The organism is Spongiibacter tropicus DSM 19543 (assembly GCF_000420325.1).
GTDB lineage: Bacteria > Pseudomonadota > Gammaproteobacteria > Pseudomonadales > Spongiibacteraceae > Spongiibacter > Spongiibacter tropicus.
In genome coordinates, this window is the sequence record NZ_ATUS01000006.1 from 205,173 (window position 1) to 218,170 (window position 12,998).

General features: G+C 58.8%; 14 protein-coding genes and 1 pseudogene. 13 read left to right on the forward strand and 2 right to left on the reverse strand.

Going from position 1 to position 12,998, the window contains the following annotated elements:
• Nucleotides 1-65 precede the first annotated feature (65 nt).
• From G411_RS0118605 to lipA, 12 genes are all read left to right on the forward strand, one after another.
• The gene (locus G411_RS0118605) at nt 66-1,361 is read left to right on the forward strand and encodes a glutamate-5-semialdehyde dehydrogenase (RefSeq protein ID WP_281168413.1); all 1,296 of its coding nucleotides are present in this window, start codon (nt 66-68) and stop codon (nt 1,359-1,361) included.
• Nucleotides 1,362-1,370: 9 nt separating this feature from the next.
• Nucleotides 1,371-2,024, forward strand: a complete 654-nt coding sequence (gene nadD, locus G411_RS0118610) for a nicotinate-nucleotide adenylyltransferase (RefSeq protein ID WP_022960699.1) — start codon at nt 1,371-1,373, stop codon at nt 2,022-2,024.
• A gap of 30 nt (nt 2,025-2,054) precedes the next feature.
• Nucleotides 2,055-2,399: a ribosome silencing factor gene (gene rsfS / locus G411_RS0118615; RefSeq protein WP_022960700.1), complete on the forward strand. Its 345-nt coding sequence runs from the start codon at nt 2,055-2,057 to the stop codon at nt 2,397-2,399.
• Nucleotides 2,389-2,856, forward strand: coding sequence for a 23S rRNA (pseudouridine(1915)-N(3))-methyltransferase RlmH (gene rlmH, locus G411_RS0118620; protein ID WP_022960701.1), 468 nt, complete (start codon nt 2,389-2,391; stop codon nt 2,854-2,856). Before rsfS ends, rlmH begins: the two co-directional genes overlap by 11 nt.
• A gap of 2 nt (nt 2,857-2,858) precedes the next feature.
• Nucleotides 2,859-4,736, forward strand: coding sequence for a penicillin-binding protein 2 (gene mrdA / locus G411_RS21190; protein ID WP_022960702.1), 1,878 nt, complete (start codon nt 2,859-2,861; stop codon nt 4,734-4,736).
• On the forward strand, nt 4,729-5,874 hold the full coding sequence (gene rodA / locus G411_RS0118630) for a rod shape-determining protein RodA (RefSeq protein ID WP_022960703.1): 1,146 nt from the start codon (nt 4,729-4,731) through the stop codon (nt 5,872-5,874). Before mrdA ends, rodA begins: the two co-directional genes overlap by 8 nt.
• Nucleotides 5,875-5,947: 73 nt before the next feature.
• Nucleotides 5,948-6,967 carry a lytic murein transglycosylase B gene (gene mltB / locus G411_RS0118635; RefSeq protein ID WP_022960704.1) on the forward strand — a complete coding sequence of 340 codons (1,020 nt, stop codon included), beginning with the start codon at nt 5,948-5,950 and terminating at the stop codon, nt 6,965-6,967.
• Nucleotides 6,967-7,776, forward strand: a complete 810-nt coding sequence (locus tag G411_RS21195; protein ID WP_022960705.1) for a septal ring lytic transglycosylase RlpA family protein — start codon at nt 6,967-6,969, stop codon at nt 7,774-7,776. Before mltB ends, G411_RS21195 begins: the two co-directional genes overlap by 1 nt.
• Nucleotides 7,777-7,830: 54 nt before the next feature.
• A complete protein-coding gene (locus G411_RS0118645; RefSeq protein WP_028968603.1) occupies nt 7,831-8,988 on the forward strand; it encodes a D-alanyl-D-alanine carboxypeptidase family protein in 1,158 nt (385 codons plus the stop codon).
• An 8-nt stretch (nt 8,989-8,996) separates the two neighbouring features.
• Nucleotides 8,997-9,266 carry an HP0495 family protein gene (locus G411_RS0118650; protein WP_022960707.1) on the forward strand — a complete coding sequence of 90 codons (270 nt, stop codon included), beginning with the start codon at nt 8,997-8,999 and terminating at the stop codon, nt 9,264-9,266.
• Nucleotides 9,266-9,922, forward strand: coding sequence for a lipoyl(octanoyl) transferase LipB (lipB, locus tag G411_RS21200; protein ID WP_022960708.1), 657 nt, complete (start codon nt 9,266-9,268; stop codon nt 9,920-9,922). Before G411_RS0118650 ends, lipB begins: the two co-directional genes overlap by 1 nt.
• A 22-nt stretch (nt 9,923-9,944) precedes the next feature.
• Nucleotides 9,945-10,937 carry a lipoyl synthase gene (gene lipA, locus G411_RS0118660; protein WP_022960709.1) on the forward strand — a complete coding sequence of 331 codons (993 nt, stop codon included), beginning with the start codon at nt 9,945-9,947 and terminating at the stop codon, nt 10,935-10,937.
• 1 nt (nt 10,938) lies between these two features.
• On the opposite strand, the pseudogene G411_RS22480 reads toward lipA, so the two are convergent.
• Both G411_RS22480 and G411_RS22485 read right to left on the reverse strand, forming a co-directional pair.
• Nucleotides 10,939-11,541, reverse strand: a pseudogene (locus tag G411_RS22480) (integron integrase).
• A gap of 53 nt (nt 11,542-11,594) precedes the next feature.
• Nucleotides 11,595-11,870 (reverse strand): site-specific integrase, encoded by a 276-nt coding sequence (locus G411_RS22485; protein ID WP_245542402.1) that lies wholly within the window; start codon nt 11,868-11,870, stop codon nt 11,595-11,597.
• Between the two features lie 120 nt (nt 11,871-11,990).
• Here G411_RS22485 and G411_RS0118675 point away from each other — a divergent pair, with 120 nt between their 5' ends.
• Complete coding sequence (locus G411_RS0118675) at nt 11,991-12,968, forward strand: IS1595 family transposase (RefSeq protein WP_022959703.1); 978 nt, start codon at nt 11,991-11,993, stop codon at nt 12,966-12,968.
• Nucleotides 12,969-12,998: the final 30 nt, after the last annotated feature.

A 12,998-nucleotide genomic window follows, 5' to 3' on the forward strand; every position in this document is an offset into this window, starting at 1 on the left:
CACTGCGCGCCCCTGGCGCGTAGTGAGTCCCCGCCCATTCCGGTATACTGTCTGCCTTTTTCTCAATACCCGCCACGCGCACTGTTTCAAGGGGATTTGCGTCGATGGACATCAAACAATATATGCAACAGCTCGGGCAGCAGGCCCGCGCCGCTGCGCGTGTTCTGGCTGCTGCAGACAGCGGCGCCAAAAACCGGGCTCTGGCGGCGATCGCCGAGGCTGTGGACGCTTCGCGCCAGGCCATTGCCGAGGCCAATCAGAAAGATCTGCAAGCCGGTGAAGCCGCGGGTCTGGATGCCGCGATGCTGGATCGTCTGGCGCTGACCCCGGCGCGTATCGACGGAATTATTGAAGGGCTGAAGCAAGTTGCGGCGCTGCCGGACCCGGTGGGTGAAATCAGCAATATGAGTTACCGCCCCAGTGGCATACAGGTCGGTAAAATGCGCGTGCCCCTCGGCGTGGTGGGCATTATTTATGAGTCCCGTCCCAATGTGACGGCCGAGGCGGCCAGTCTCTGCCTGAAATCGGGCAATGCTGCCATTCTGCGTGGCGGCTCCGAGGCCATTCACTCCAATCAGGCGCTGGCCGCCTGTATTGCGACCGGCCTCAGTCAGGCCGGCTTGCCTGAGTCGGCGGTACAGGTGGTGGAAACCACCGATCGCGCGGCGGTGGGTGAGCTGATCACCATGCCCGAGTATGTCGACGTGATTGTTCCGCGCGGTGGCAAGGGACTGATTGAACGCATATCCCGCGATGCCAAGGTGACGGTGATCAAACACCTGGACGGCATTTGCCACGTGTATATCGATGATGAAGCCGATGCCGACAAAGCCCGGGCCATTGTGCTGAATGCCAAGGCTCAACGCTTTGGCACCTGCAATACGCTGGAAACCCTGCTGGTTGCCGAGAGTCGCGCTGAAGAAGTGCTGCCGCCCATTGCGGAAGATCTGCAGGCGGCGGGCGTGGAACTGCGCGGTTGCCCCCGCACTCGTCAGGTGCTGATGGGTGCCGTGGAAGCCAGTGACGAGGACTGGGCGACGGAATACCTGGCGCCGATCCTGTCGGTCAAAGTTGTCGCCGGTATCGACGAAGCCATGGATCATATCGACCGCTACAGCTCCGGCCACACCGAGTCGATTGTTACTGAGAACTACACGCTGGCGCGTCGCTTCCTGCGTGAGGTGGATTCCAGCTCAGTGATGGTCAATGCCTCCACCCGCTTTGCCGACGGCTTCGAGTATGGCCTCGGTGCGGAGATCGGCATTTCCACTGACAAGATTCACGCGCGCGGTCCGGTGGGGCTGGAAGGCCTGACCTCCCAGAAGTGGATCGTGTTCGGCGACGGACACGTGCGCAGCTAAGCGCCGCTCATGACGACTCCACATCGCCACATTGTGGTGTTTGGCGGCACCTTTGACCCCATTCACCACGGCCACCTGCGTTCGGCGATCGAACTGAAGGAACTGCTGGGCGCAGACGAGCTGCGCCTGATGCCCAGTCACCGTCCTCCGCTGCGCGGCGAGCCGGGGGCGAGCAGCCAACAGCGCCTGACCATGGTGCAGGCGGCGGTAGAGGGTGAGCCCGGTTTTCGGGTGGATGATCGCGAATTGGGGCGGGATGCGGCCTCCTACACCGTAGAAAGTTTGCGCGACTTGCGCGCCGAGCTGGGTGAGGCGGTGACCCTGACCATGGTCGTGGGCAGCGATGCCTACGCTAGGCTGCAACATTGGCAGCAGTGGTCATCCCTGCTTGATTACGCCCATCTGCTGGTGCTGGAACGCGCCGATTACCCGCTCGAGGCGGCGCCGGAAGTGGCGATGGCGATGAATGCGCGCCGGGTGTCGCATGTGGCTGATCTGGCAAGTGAGCCCGCCGGCAAGTTTGCCAGTGTTCGCCTGCGCCAGCTGCCGATTTCTGCCACCGATATTCGCGAGCGTGTCGCCAGCGGCCGTTCGATTCGCTATTTGCTGCCCGATGTTGTGGCAGCACACATTGCCCGGTGGGGCCTTTATCAAACCAAGTAAGCAAACCAGTAAAACAGGAAGCCTAAATTAATGGCCGTTGAGGAATTGAAAAAGCGGGTCATCGACGCTCTTGAAGATGTGAAAGGGCGCGATATCACCACCCTGGATGTGCGAGGCATCAGTGGTGTGACCGACTACATGGTGGTGTGCAGCGGCACCTCGTCCCGCCATGTTAAATCTCTGGCCGACAATGTCTGGGTCGAGGCCAAAAAGGCCGGCTATACGCCGCTGGGTATGGAAGGTCAGCAGAGCGCCGACTGGATTCTGGTGGACTTCGGTGATCTGGTGGTTCACGTCATGTTGCCCGAAGCCCGTCAGTTCTACGATCTGGAGCGCCTCTGGCAAGTTCCGGCTGGCGGCGGTGATGAGAGTTAGCCTGATTTGTATCGGCAGTAAAATGCCCGACTGGGTCGAGGCCGGTGTTGCCGAGTACCGCAAACGCCTGCCCGCCGACGTGCAGTTGGACATCCGCGAATTGCCGCTGGGCAAGCGCGGCAAGAACACCGATATTCGCCGTGCGATTACCCAGGAAGGCGAGGCCATGCTGGCCGCCGTGGGCAAGGGTGATCGCATTATTGCGCTGGATGTGAAAGGGCGTTCGATCAGCACCGAGTCGCTGTCGAGTTCACTGGATCAATGGCGTATGGACGGCGACAACGTGAGTATTCTGGTGGGCGGTCCCGACGGCCTCGCCAGCGAATGCCTGTCGGCGGCCGCAGAAAAATGGTCGCTGTCGGCAATGACCTTGCCACACCCACTGGTTAGAGTTATGTTCGCCGAGCAGTTGTATCGCGCTTGGACGATACTCGCCAATCACCCCTACCACCGCTGATAATGGCCAGACGACACCGACGGCAGTTGCTTAAAAACACCTACCGCGAGCGCAGCATTTACAAGCGCCGCATGCTGGTGTGCGCAGTGATGCTGGTGATGATGACCGGGGTGCTGGTCTACCGCTATACCCTGCTGCAGATCATCGACTACGACGTGTACAAAACCCAGTCGGATCGCAACCGCATTCAGCTGATGCCCATCGCCCCCAAGCGCGGTCTTATCTTTGATCGCAACGGCATTCTGCTGGCCGAGAATATTCCCAGCTATACGCTCACCGTTGTTCGCGAGCGGGTGAAATCGCTGGATGACACGCTGGCGATTATCGCCGAGCTGATCGAACTCGATGACGATGACATTCAGCAGTTTGAAAAGCGGTTGAGCCGTCGTCGCCCCTATGAGGAAGTGCCGCTTAAATTCCGCCTCACCGAAGAAGAAATCGCGGTGGTCGCGGTCAACCGCCACCGAATTCCCGGCGTTGAAGTGAATGCCCAGTTGGTGCGCCACTATCCGCACGGTGAACTCTTTGCCCACGTGTTGGGTTATGTCGGGCGTATCAGCGAGCGCGAGGTCGACGAGATCGACCCGGTCAACTACAGCGGCACTCACCACATCGGCAAAATCGGTCTGGAAAAATACTACGAAGATCTGCTGCACGGCACCGTCGGCTATCAAAACGTGGAGAGCAACGCCCACGGCCGAATTTTGCGCGTGCTGGAGCGCCATGACCCGCTGCCCGGCGGTGATATTCGCTTACACCTCGATGCCCGTGTACAGCGCATTGCCATGAAAGCCATGGCGGGGCGACGCGGCGCGGTCGTGGCGATCGATCCCGCTACCGGCGGGGTCATCGCGATGGTCAGTTCGCCCAGTTACGACGCCAACCTCTTTGTTAACGGCATCAGCAGCAAAAACTACCGCGCCCTGCAGGAAGACCCCGACCTGCCGCTGTACAACCGCTCTTTGCAGGGCCAGTACCCCCCGGCATCAACCATCAAGCCGGTCTGGGCGCTGGCCGGTTTGTATTACGGTGTGGTGACCCCGTCGACCCGCTTTGCGGATCCCGGCTGGTTCAGTCTGCCTAATGACACCCGCCGCTATCGCGACTGGAAGCGCGGCGGCCACGGCGCCTATGTCGACATGAACGAGGCGATTGCAGAAAGCTGCGATGTTTACTTCTACGAACTGGCCTACAAACTCGGCATTGACCGTCTTTATGACTTTGGCACGCGCTTCGGTCTGGGCAATGTGACCGGCATCGACAATACCAACGAGCGTGCCGGGCTGCTGCCATCGCGAGCGTGGAAAGAGGCGACCCGTGGCAGCCACTGGTATCCCGGCGAGACCATCAACGTGGGCATCGGTCAGGGCTTTATGCTGGCCACGCCGCTGCAGATTGCGGTGGCGACCTCGGTGATTGCCTCTCGTGGAGAGCTGCGTGCGCCGCGCCTGCTGGCGTCTGTGGCGGGAGAGCCGGTTGAAGCGCCGCTGCTGGGCAAAATGGAAGATGTGCCCGAGAGCGCCTGGAATGCTGTCGTACGCGGCATGGAGGAAGTGATCTACGGCGTGCGCGGCACGGGCCGGTCATTGCGCCGTGGCCTCGACTACCGCCTGGCGGGCAAAACCGGTACCGCGCAGGTGGTGAGTATCGCCGAGGGTGAAAAGTACGACTCCGAGGCACTGGAGAAGCGCAAGCGCGACCACGCCCTGTTTGTGGCCTTCGCACCGGTGGAAGACCCCCGGATCGCGGTGGCGGTTATAGTTGAGAACGGCGAGAGCGGTGGCGGGGTGGCTGGCCCGGTCGCGCGGGCGGTCATTGATGCCTACCTGAGTGGTGCCGATCAAGTGGCGCCGGTTCCCGAGGTAAAGAGCGATGAATAATTCCGATTTCCTGCGCCAGTTACCCGGTGGCGCCGGGCCTATGCACAGCCAGCGCAGCCTGTCTCAGCGCCTGCGTATCGATCCGATTTTGCTGGTATTGCTGTTGATCCTGAGCGGTGTGGGACTGGCGGTGCTGTACAGCGCCAGCGATGAGAACAGCGCCGTGGTGCTGCGTCAGGGACGCTTCCTGTCCGTCGCCTTTGTGGTGATGTTGCTGGTCGCGCAGCTTCACGCCGAGCAGCTTCAGCGCTGGGCGCCCTTTGCCTTTGCGGGGGTGGTCATTCTGCTGCTGGCGGTGGATTTTGTCGGGGTGGGGGCCAAAGGTGCGCAGCGCTGGCTGTCGCTGGGTGGCTTCCGCTTTCAGCCCTCGGAGCTGGCCAAGTTGATCATGCCAATGACGGTGGCGTGGCATTTGTCCTCTCATCCGCTGCCGCCGGGCTGGCGACACACGGCGGTGAGTCTGATTCTGATCCTTGTCCCCACGGTTCTGGTGGCGACGCAGCCGGACCTGGGGACCTCGATTCTTATTGCCACCTCCGGGGTGTTCGTGCTGTTTCTCGGCGGTATTAGCTGGGCGTTTGTGGCCTCGTGTATGGCGCTGCTGGCGGCGGCGGCGTGGCCGATGTGGCACTTTGTGCTGCACGATTACCAGCGCCAGCGGATTCTCACCCTGCTGAATCCCGAAAGTGACAAGCTGGGGGCGGGGTGGAACATCATTCAGTCCAAAACGGCCATCGGTTCCGGGGGCTTTGAAGGCAAGGGTTGGCTGTTGGGCACCCAGTCGCATCTCGATTTTCTGCCGGAAAGCCACACCGACTTCATCATTGCGGTACTGGCGGAAGAACACGGCCTGCGCGGGGTCTTGCTGCTGTTGCTGCTCTACGGCCTGATCATCGGGCGCGGTGTGTGGATTGCCACTCAGGCAAAACATTGCTTCGGACGCTTGTTGGGCGGGAGTATTATCCTCACTTTCTTTGTCTACGTATTCGTTAACATGGGTATGGTCTCCGGGCTGCTGCCGGTGGTGGGGGTTCCACTGCCGCTGGTCAGTCAGGGGGGCACCTCCCTTGTGACATTGTTGGTGGGTTTTGGCATATTGATGGGAATCTGTGCCGACGAGCGGCTGGTGCACCAATAACCAGTCTTGCGCCCGCGCAAGGGGTCTGACTTAGCGCAGATCGAACAGTCCGAAATAAAGAGAGATAACGACGGTGAAATTTCTAAATCTGATGTCTGCGGTGCGTCTGCGCCACGCCTTCGCCGCCACACTGCTGGCGCTGCCTGCACTGGCCAGTGCCGATTACCGCCAGCATGCGCTGGCCGATGAGTTTGTGAACAAAATGGTCGAGGAACACAGCTTCGACCGCGACTGGGTGGAAGGCATTCTCGCCGAGGCCGAGAAGAAGCAATCCATTATTGATGCGATGGAGCGTCCCGCAGAGTCGGTGATGACCTGGGGACGCTACCGCAAAATTTTCATCCAGGACTCCCGCATCGATCAGGGCGTGGCATTCTGGAAAGAACACGCGGATACCCTGGCCCGTGCCGAAAAGGAATTTGGTGTTCCCGCTGAAATGATTGTGGGCATCATCGGTGTCGAGACCCGCTATGGCCGCAACAAAGGCAGCTACCGTGTAGTCGATGCGCTGGCGACATTGGGCTTTGATTTTCCACGCCGCAGCAAGTTTTTTCTCGGCCAGCTCGAGCAGTATCTGCTGATGGTGCGCGAGCAGGATTTTGATCCGCTCAGCTTCAAGGGCAGCTACGCCGGTGCCATGGGCTACGGCCAGTTTATTCCCAGCAGCTATCGCGCTTACGCGGTGGACTTTGACGATGACGGTCAGGCCGACATTGTTACCAATGTGGTCGATGCCATCGGCAGTGTTGCCAACTACTTCGCCCGTCACGGCTGGCGCAATGGCGAGCCGGTGGTTGCCGGTGCCGTGTTGTCAGAGAGCGTCGATGACAGCCTGTTCAATGCCGGCCTGAAGCCGGTAAAAACCATTGCAGACTTGAAGAAAGCCGGTATTGGCAGCGATCGTAAACTGGCCGCCGATGCCAAGGCGACCGCCATGAAACTGGACGGTGACGACGGCGACGAATACTGGGTGGGCCTGCATAATTTCTATGTGATTACCCGCTACAACCACAGTGCCATGTATGCCATGGCGGCGCACCAGCTCAGTCAGATGGTGGCGGCGAAATACCACAGTGAGGTTGCCTCCAACTGATGCGTACACTGCTGATTGTTGCTCTAGCGCTGCTGGCCGCCTGTAGCCAGCAGCCCACTCGCGTAAGCGACTCGGGGCCGGTTTGGGTCCCCACAGAAAAAGACGGCGCCCCCGCCGATATTCTCGACCCCAACAGCATTGCCGATGCGGTTCCTCAGCCCGAGGTGATTCGTCTGGCAGGCAACTCCAACCCCTACACGGTGTTGGGTAAAACCTATCGACTGGTCGACGATCACCGTGGCTTTACCCAGCGCGGCGTAGCGTCGTGGTATGGCACCAAGTTTCACGGTCAGCGCACGGCCAATGGCGAGGTGTACAGCCTCTACGACATGACGGCGGCCCATCGCAGTCTGCCGATTCCGGTCTACGTTCGGGTGAAGAATCTCGATAACGGGCGCGAGGCCGTGGTCAGAGTCAATGATCGCGGCCCCTTCCACGAAGGGCGGATCATTGATCTGTCCTACGCGGCGGCGGTGAAACTGGGCTTTGCCGAGAAGGGCACGGCGCCGGTGGAAATTGAAGTCATTGACACGGATAATATCGGCAGCAAAGACGGCGCCCCCGACGCCCAGTATTACCTTCAGGTGGCGGCGTTTTCGCAACTGACGTCGGCCCAGCAGTTAGAGGCCTCGCTCAGCAGCGGCTTGCCGTATCCGGTTATGGTGGCCAGTCAGCAGTCGGCCGAACGCGCGATTCACCGGGTGCGCATCGGACCGCTGCCCGATTACCCCTCGGTACAGGCGGCCAAGCAGGCGTTGCGCAGCCGCTGGACCGGAGAACCCAGCCTGATCGTGGATGAGCGCCGTTAACTCCGAAGCAGCACGAACTGCCACAGCAACCTCAATAGGAAGAAAGGTCCCGTTTTGAAACGCTTAGTGTTTGCCCTCGTCGCCGTACTCACCTCGGTGAGCGCCCTGGCCCAACCCAATCTGGTTCCGGCGCCGCCCGCCGTGGCCGCCTCTGCTTACCTGCTGATGGATGCCGACAGTGGCGAAGTGCTGATTGAGCACAATGCCGATGAGCGCCTTCCCCCGGCCAGTCTGACCAAGCTGATGACCAGCTACGTGCTGAGCTACGAGCTGGAACGCGGTCAGGTCAGCAATCAGGACATGGTCACAATCAGCAAAAACGCCTGGGCTCAGAACCCGATTTTTGCCGGTTCCTCACTGATGTGGATCGAAGTCGGCAAGCAGGTAAGCCTGGGCGACCTGCACAAAGGCGTGGTGATCAGCTCCGGTAACGACTCCAGTGTTGCCGTGGCGGAATACCTGGCGGGCAGTGAAGAGGCCTTTGCCGATATTATGAACCGCCATGCCGACATGCTCGGTCTGGAAAATACCCATTACATGAACTCCCACGGCCTGCCGCATCCCGAGCATTTTACCTCGGCCCGCGATCTGGCCATTCTCGCTCGGGCGATTATCGGCTTTGACAAGGAGTATGCGCTCTACAGCGACAAGGAGTTCACCTTCAACGGGATTCGCCAGAACAACCGCAATGGCCTGTTGTGGACCGACCCCACCGTCGATGGTCTGAAAACCGGCCACACCAGCGAAGCCGGCTACTGTCTGGTGTCTTCCGCCAAGCGTGAAGGTATGCGCCTGATCTCTGTGGTCATGGGAACCAAGAGCGAACGCAGCCGCGAGCGCGAAACGCAAAAACTCCTGTCCTACGGCTTCCGTTACTTTGAAACCCATCACCTGTATTCAGCCGGTACGGAGCTGACCAATGCCAAAGTGTGGAAAGGCGAGGAGGCCAATGTGTCGCTGGGACTGCGCGACGACGTCTACCTGACCATCCCGCGCGGCAAAGTCGACGCTCTCAACGCCCAGTTGATTGTCGATGATGTGCTGACCGCGCCGATCACCGCCGACAGTGAATACGGCGAACTGGTCGTGAGCCTTGATGGCGAAGAAAAGGTTCGCGCCCCGCTCGTGGCCTTGAAAAACGTCGAGGAAGGCAGCATTTTCAAACGCCTGTGGGACAGCATTGTGCTGTTCTTCCTCAATCTGGTGTCCTGAGAGGCCGCGTGAGTCAGCAAGAACCCCCGAAAATTGAATTTCCCTGCGATTACCCCATCAAGGTTATCGCCGACAACCATGACGAGGCCCGTGGCCTGGTCATGGACGTCATGCAGCGCCACGCCGCGCCGCTGGCAGAGAACTGCGTCAGTGAGCGCCTGAGCCGTGAAGGCCGCTTCATGTCGATGACCATCACCATTACCGCCACCGGAGTGGAGCAACTGGAGAGTATCCACGTTGATCTGAAAGCGACCGGCGTCGTGAAAATGGTGCTGTGATGGAGCTGTATCAGCGACGTTTGGGTCGTCAGGCCTACGAGCCGGTGTGGCGTGCCATGCAGGCCTACACTGACCAGCGCGACGAGCACAGCCGCGATGAAATCTGGTTTCTGGAGCACGATGCTGTGTTCACCCAGGGGCAGGCGGGCAAGGCCGAGCACATTCTTATGCCGGGCGATATTCCCGTGGTGCAGGTCGATCGCGGTGGGCAGGTTACCTATCACGGTCCCGGTCAGCTTGTGGGTTATGTGCTGATCGACCTGAAAAGACGCGGTATCGGCGTTCGGGATTTGGTTACCGCCATTGAAGAGAGTATCGTAGAGACCCTGGCTGATCTGGGGATTCCCGCTCACCCGCGTGCCGACGCACCGGGGGTTTACGTCGAAAGCGGTGCCAAAATCGCCCAGCTCGGTTTGCGTGTCAGGCGCGGTTGCAGCTTTCACGGTTTGAGCCTGAACGTCGATATGGACCTCAGCGTTTTTCAGCGTATCAACCCCTGCGGCCATATCGGCATGGCCGTCACCGATATTCGCAGTGAGCGCGATGCAAACGCCGCCACGCAAACACAACTGATGGACAGTCTGGCCGCCAATCTATCAACGCGGCTGGATTACAGTGCCAGCCCCGTGCTGGACGACACACAACTACCCGCCTGATACCCAGGCACTGAGGCAAGCAATGAGTGAGCAAGGCCAAGACAGCGCCGTAAGCAAACGCCCCGCCGTAAAAAAAGTCGTACAGGGTGAAAAACTGCGCGGCGCCGACAAGGTTGCCCGCATCCCGGTCAAGGTCATTCCCACCGTTGAACTGCCCGCCAAACCCAAATGGATTCGCGCCAAGCTGCCTGCCAGCCCGGAAATCAGCCGCATCAAGCAAATTCTGCGCAAGCACAAGCTCGCCTCGGTGTGCGAAGAGGCTGCCTGCCCCAATCTGGGTGAGTGCTTCAGTGGCGGTACCGCCACATTCATGATCATGGGGGAAATCTGTACCCGCCGCTGCCCCTTCTGCGATGTTGCCCATGGGCGCCCCAACGCCCTGGATGAAAACGAGCCCGTTGAGCTGGCCGAAGCCATTGCTGAAATGCAGCTTAAATACGTGGTAATCACCTCGGTTGACCGCGATGACCTGCGCGACGGTGGTGCCCAGCATTTCGCCAACTGCATTCGCGAAACCCGCGCCCGTACCCCCGGTATTCGCGTGGAAGTGCTCGTACCAGACTTCCGTGGCCGCATGGATGTCGCTTTGGATATTCTCGAAAAAGAAGCGCCGGATGTGTTCAACCACAACCTGGAATCCGTGCCGAGTCTCTACAAAAAAATCCGTCCAGGGTCTGACTACCAGTGGTCACTCGACCTGCTGAAAAAATACAAAGAGCGTCGCCCCGATGTGCTGACCAAATCCGGCCTGATGCTGGGGCTGGGTGAAACGGCTGACGAGCTGATTCAAGTCATGAAAGACATGCGCGCTCACAACATCGACATGATCACCCTCGGCCAGTACCTCCAGCCCAGTCGCGATCACCTGCCCGTCGACCGCTTTGTCACCCCGGAAGAATTCGACGAATTTGGCCGTATCGCCGAAGAACTCGGCTTCAAAAGCGTGGCCAGCGGCCCGCTGGTGCGCTCGTCTTACCACGCCGACAAACAAGTCGACCTCAGCCTGCTGAAATAGCTCAAGCTTCTGTAAACAGGCCGCTTAAGGGGCTGCGCACACCGTGTGCGCCCTGTTTCAATACATGGGTGTAGATTTCCGTAGTTTTAACGTCGCTGTGGCCCAGCTGTTGTTGCATCGTGCGAATATCCGCACCTGCCTGCAATAAATGGGTGGCGAAACAATGTCGCAGCGTGTGTGAAGTTACATTCTTGCGCAATTTGGCGCGCAACGCGGCAGCGCGAATATGCTTGTTGAGGGCCGACTCGTCGAAATGGTGGCGCCGAATCAATTTCTCGTAGGGGTCGATGCTGAGTCTGCTGGCGGGAAACAGATACTGCCACGCCAGGCTCTTGTTGGCGTTGGGGTACTTTCTTGCCAACGCATCAGGCATCCAAACGCCAGCAAAACGCGTGTCGGCTATATCGGCGATTAATTAGCGTTCAACAACGACCATCTGTCGGCGCAGCGCCGGTATCAGCTCAGGCGCCAGAGTCACCAGACGGTGCTTTCCACCTTTGCCCTGCCATATCTGAAGCTGCAAATTATCGAAGTCGATATCCTTAACGCGCAGGCGCAATAGCTCCATACGGCGAAGTCCAGAAGCGTAGAGCATCGACACCATCAATTTCGGTGTGCCTTCCAGCGGATTGAGCAGGCTTGCAACCTCATTTCGGGTCAATACCACTGGCAGCTTGCGTTGCGGCTGAGCACGACGAAATCGACCGATACTCCCCGGGGCTGTTCAAGGTATTGGTTATAGAGAAATGCCAATGCGTTGAGCGCGATGGCTTGTGTTGCCGCAGAAACGCGGCGTTCGCAGGCGAGATAACTAAGAAAAGCCTCGACCTCTGCGCCACCTAGCTCAGCCGGATGGACCTTGCCATGAAAGAGAATGAAAAACTTGATCCAATAGCTGTACGACTTTACTGTACGTAAACTGTAGCGACGCACTAGCATGTGCTCCCGCAATGACCGAAGGAATGGTGAAGCGCTCATAATGACAATCCCTGTCAGTAGTATGTATGTATATAAGGGGTATCCATTTAGCTCCACATAGCGTATAACTACTGGATGGATATCCATACTTTATCCCCGATTGCCGGCAAAGACTACCCCCAAAATTGGAATGCATTCCTGGACTGGTTTTCCACTGAGGATGCCTGTCTTGCTTATCTCGAAAAACTCCGTTGGCCAGAAGGCTTCGTGTGTCCATCCTGTGCCCTGGCGGGGAAGCCGCATAGAGCGAATCGCGGTCGATTGATTTGTCGCCACTGTCGTTATCAAAGCTCTGTTACTGCCGGTACGATTTTTAGCAAGACGAGAACACCACTCCGAGTGTGGCTGGCGGCAGCATGGTATCTGACCAATCAGAAGCAAGGTGTAAGCGCGCTTGGCTTGCAGCGGGTATTAGGCTTGGGAAGCTACCAGACAGCCTGGATGATTCTGCATCGGTATCGCCGGGCGATGATCAGGCCGGGTAGAGAAAAACTGCACGGTTTGGTCGAGGTCGATGAGACCTATCTGGATATGACTGATGGCCGGCCGGGGGATAGAAGCAAGCGGAAAAGCCATACACAGCGCGTACTTATCATTCTTGCGGTGGAGATAAAGGAGCCCCAAGGCTTCGGTCGGATTCGCTTGCGTCGCATTGATGATGACACGAAGGGTAATGTCCTGCCCTTTATCCAGAACTCAATAGAAACCGGCAGCCATGTCCGCACCGATGGCGCGGGTATGTATGTGAAGCTACATGAGCTCGGTTACCAGCATGATCGAAAAGTCATGCTGGGTTCGGAAACGCCTGCACATACCTCAATGCCGGGCGTACACCGTGTCGCTTCACTGATTAAACGCTGGCTACTTGGCACCCATCATGGGGCTGTTCGGCCCGAACAACTTGACGCTTACCTTGATGAGTTCGTGTTCCGATTTAATCGCCGTTCTTCAAGATCGCGAGGGATGTTGTTTTACCGATTGTTGCAGCAGGCTGTTGCAACTGAACCGGTGACTTACGAGAACGTCGTTGTGAGGAAGGCTAAGGAGGAATAAATGAGAGGTGGAGCTAAATGGATACCCCTT

Excerpts from the sequence above, each read along its gene's own strand:
- nadD (WP_022960699.1), top strand. The coding sequence starts at position 1,371 with ATGACGACTCCACATCGCCACATTGTGGTGTTTGGCGGCACCTTTGAC.
- rsfS (WP_022960700.1), top strand. The coding sequence starts at position 2,055 with ATGGCCGTTGAGGAATTGAAAAAGCGGGTCATCGACGCTCTTGAAGAT.
- rlmH (WP_022960701.1), top strand. The coding sequence starts at position 2,389 with ATGAGAGTTAGCCTGATTTGTATCGGCAGTAAAATGCCCGACTGGGTC.
- mrdA (WP_022960702.1), top strand. The coding sequence starts at position 2,859 with ATGGCCAGACGACACCGACGGCAGTTGCTTAAAAACACCTACCGCGAG.
- rodA (WP_022960703.1), top strand. The coding sequence starts at position 4,729 with ATGAATAATTCCGATTTCCTGCGCCAGTTACCCGGTGGCGCCGGGCCT.
- G411_RS21195 (WP_022960705.1), top strand. The coding sequence starts at position 6,967 with ATGCGTACACTGCTGATTGTTGCTCTAGCGCTGCTGGCCGCCTGTAGC.
- lipB (WP_022960708.1), top strand. The coding sequence starts at position 9,266 with ATGGAGCTGTATCAGCGACGTTTGGGTCGTCAGGCCTACGAGCCGGTG.
- lipA (WP_022960709.1), top strand. The coding sequence starts at position 9,945 with ATGAGTGAGCAAGGCCAAGACAGCGCCGTAAGCAAACGCCCCGCCGTA.
- G411_RS0118675 (WP_022959703.1), top strand. The coding sequence starts at position 11,991 with ATGGATATCCATACTTTATCCCCGATTGCCGGCAAAGACTACCCCCAA.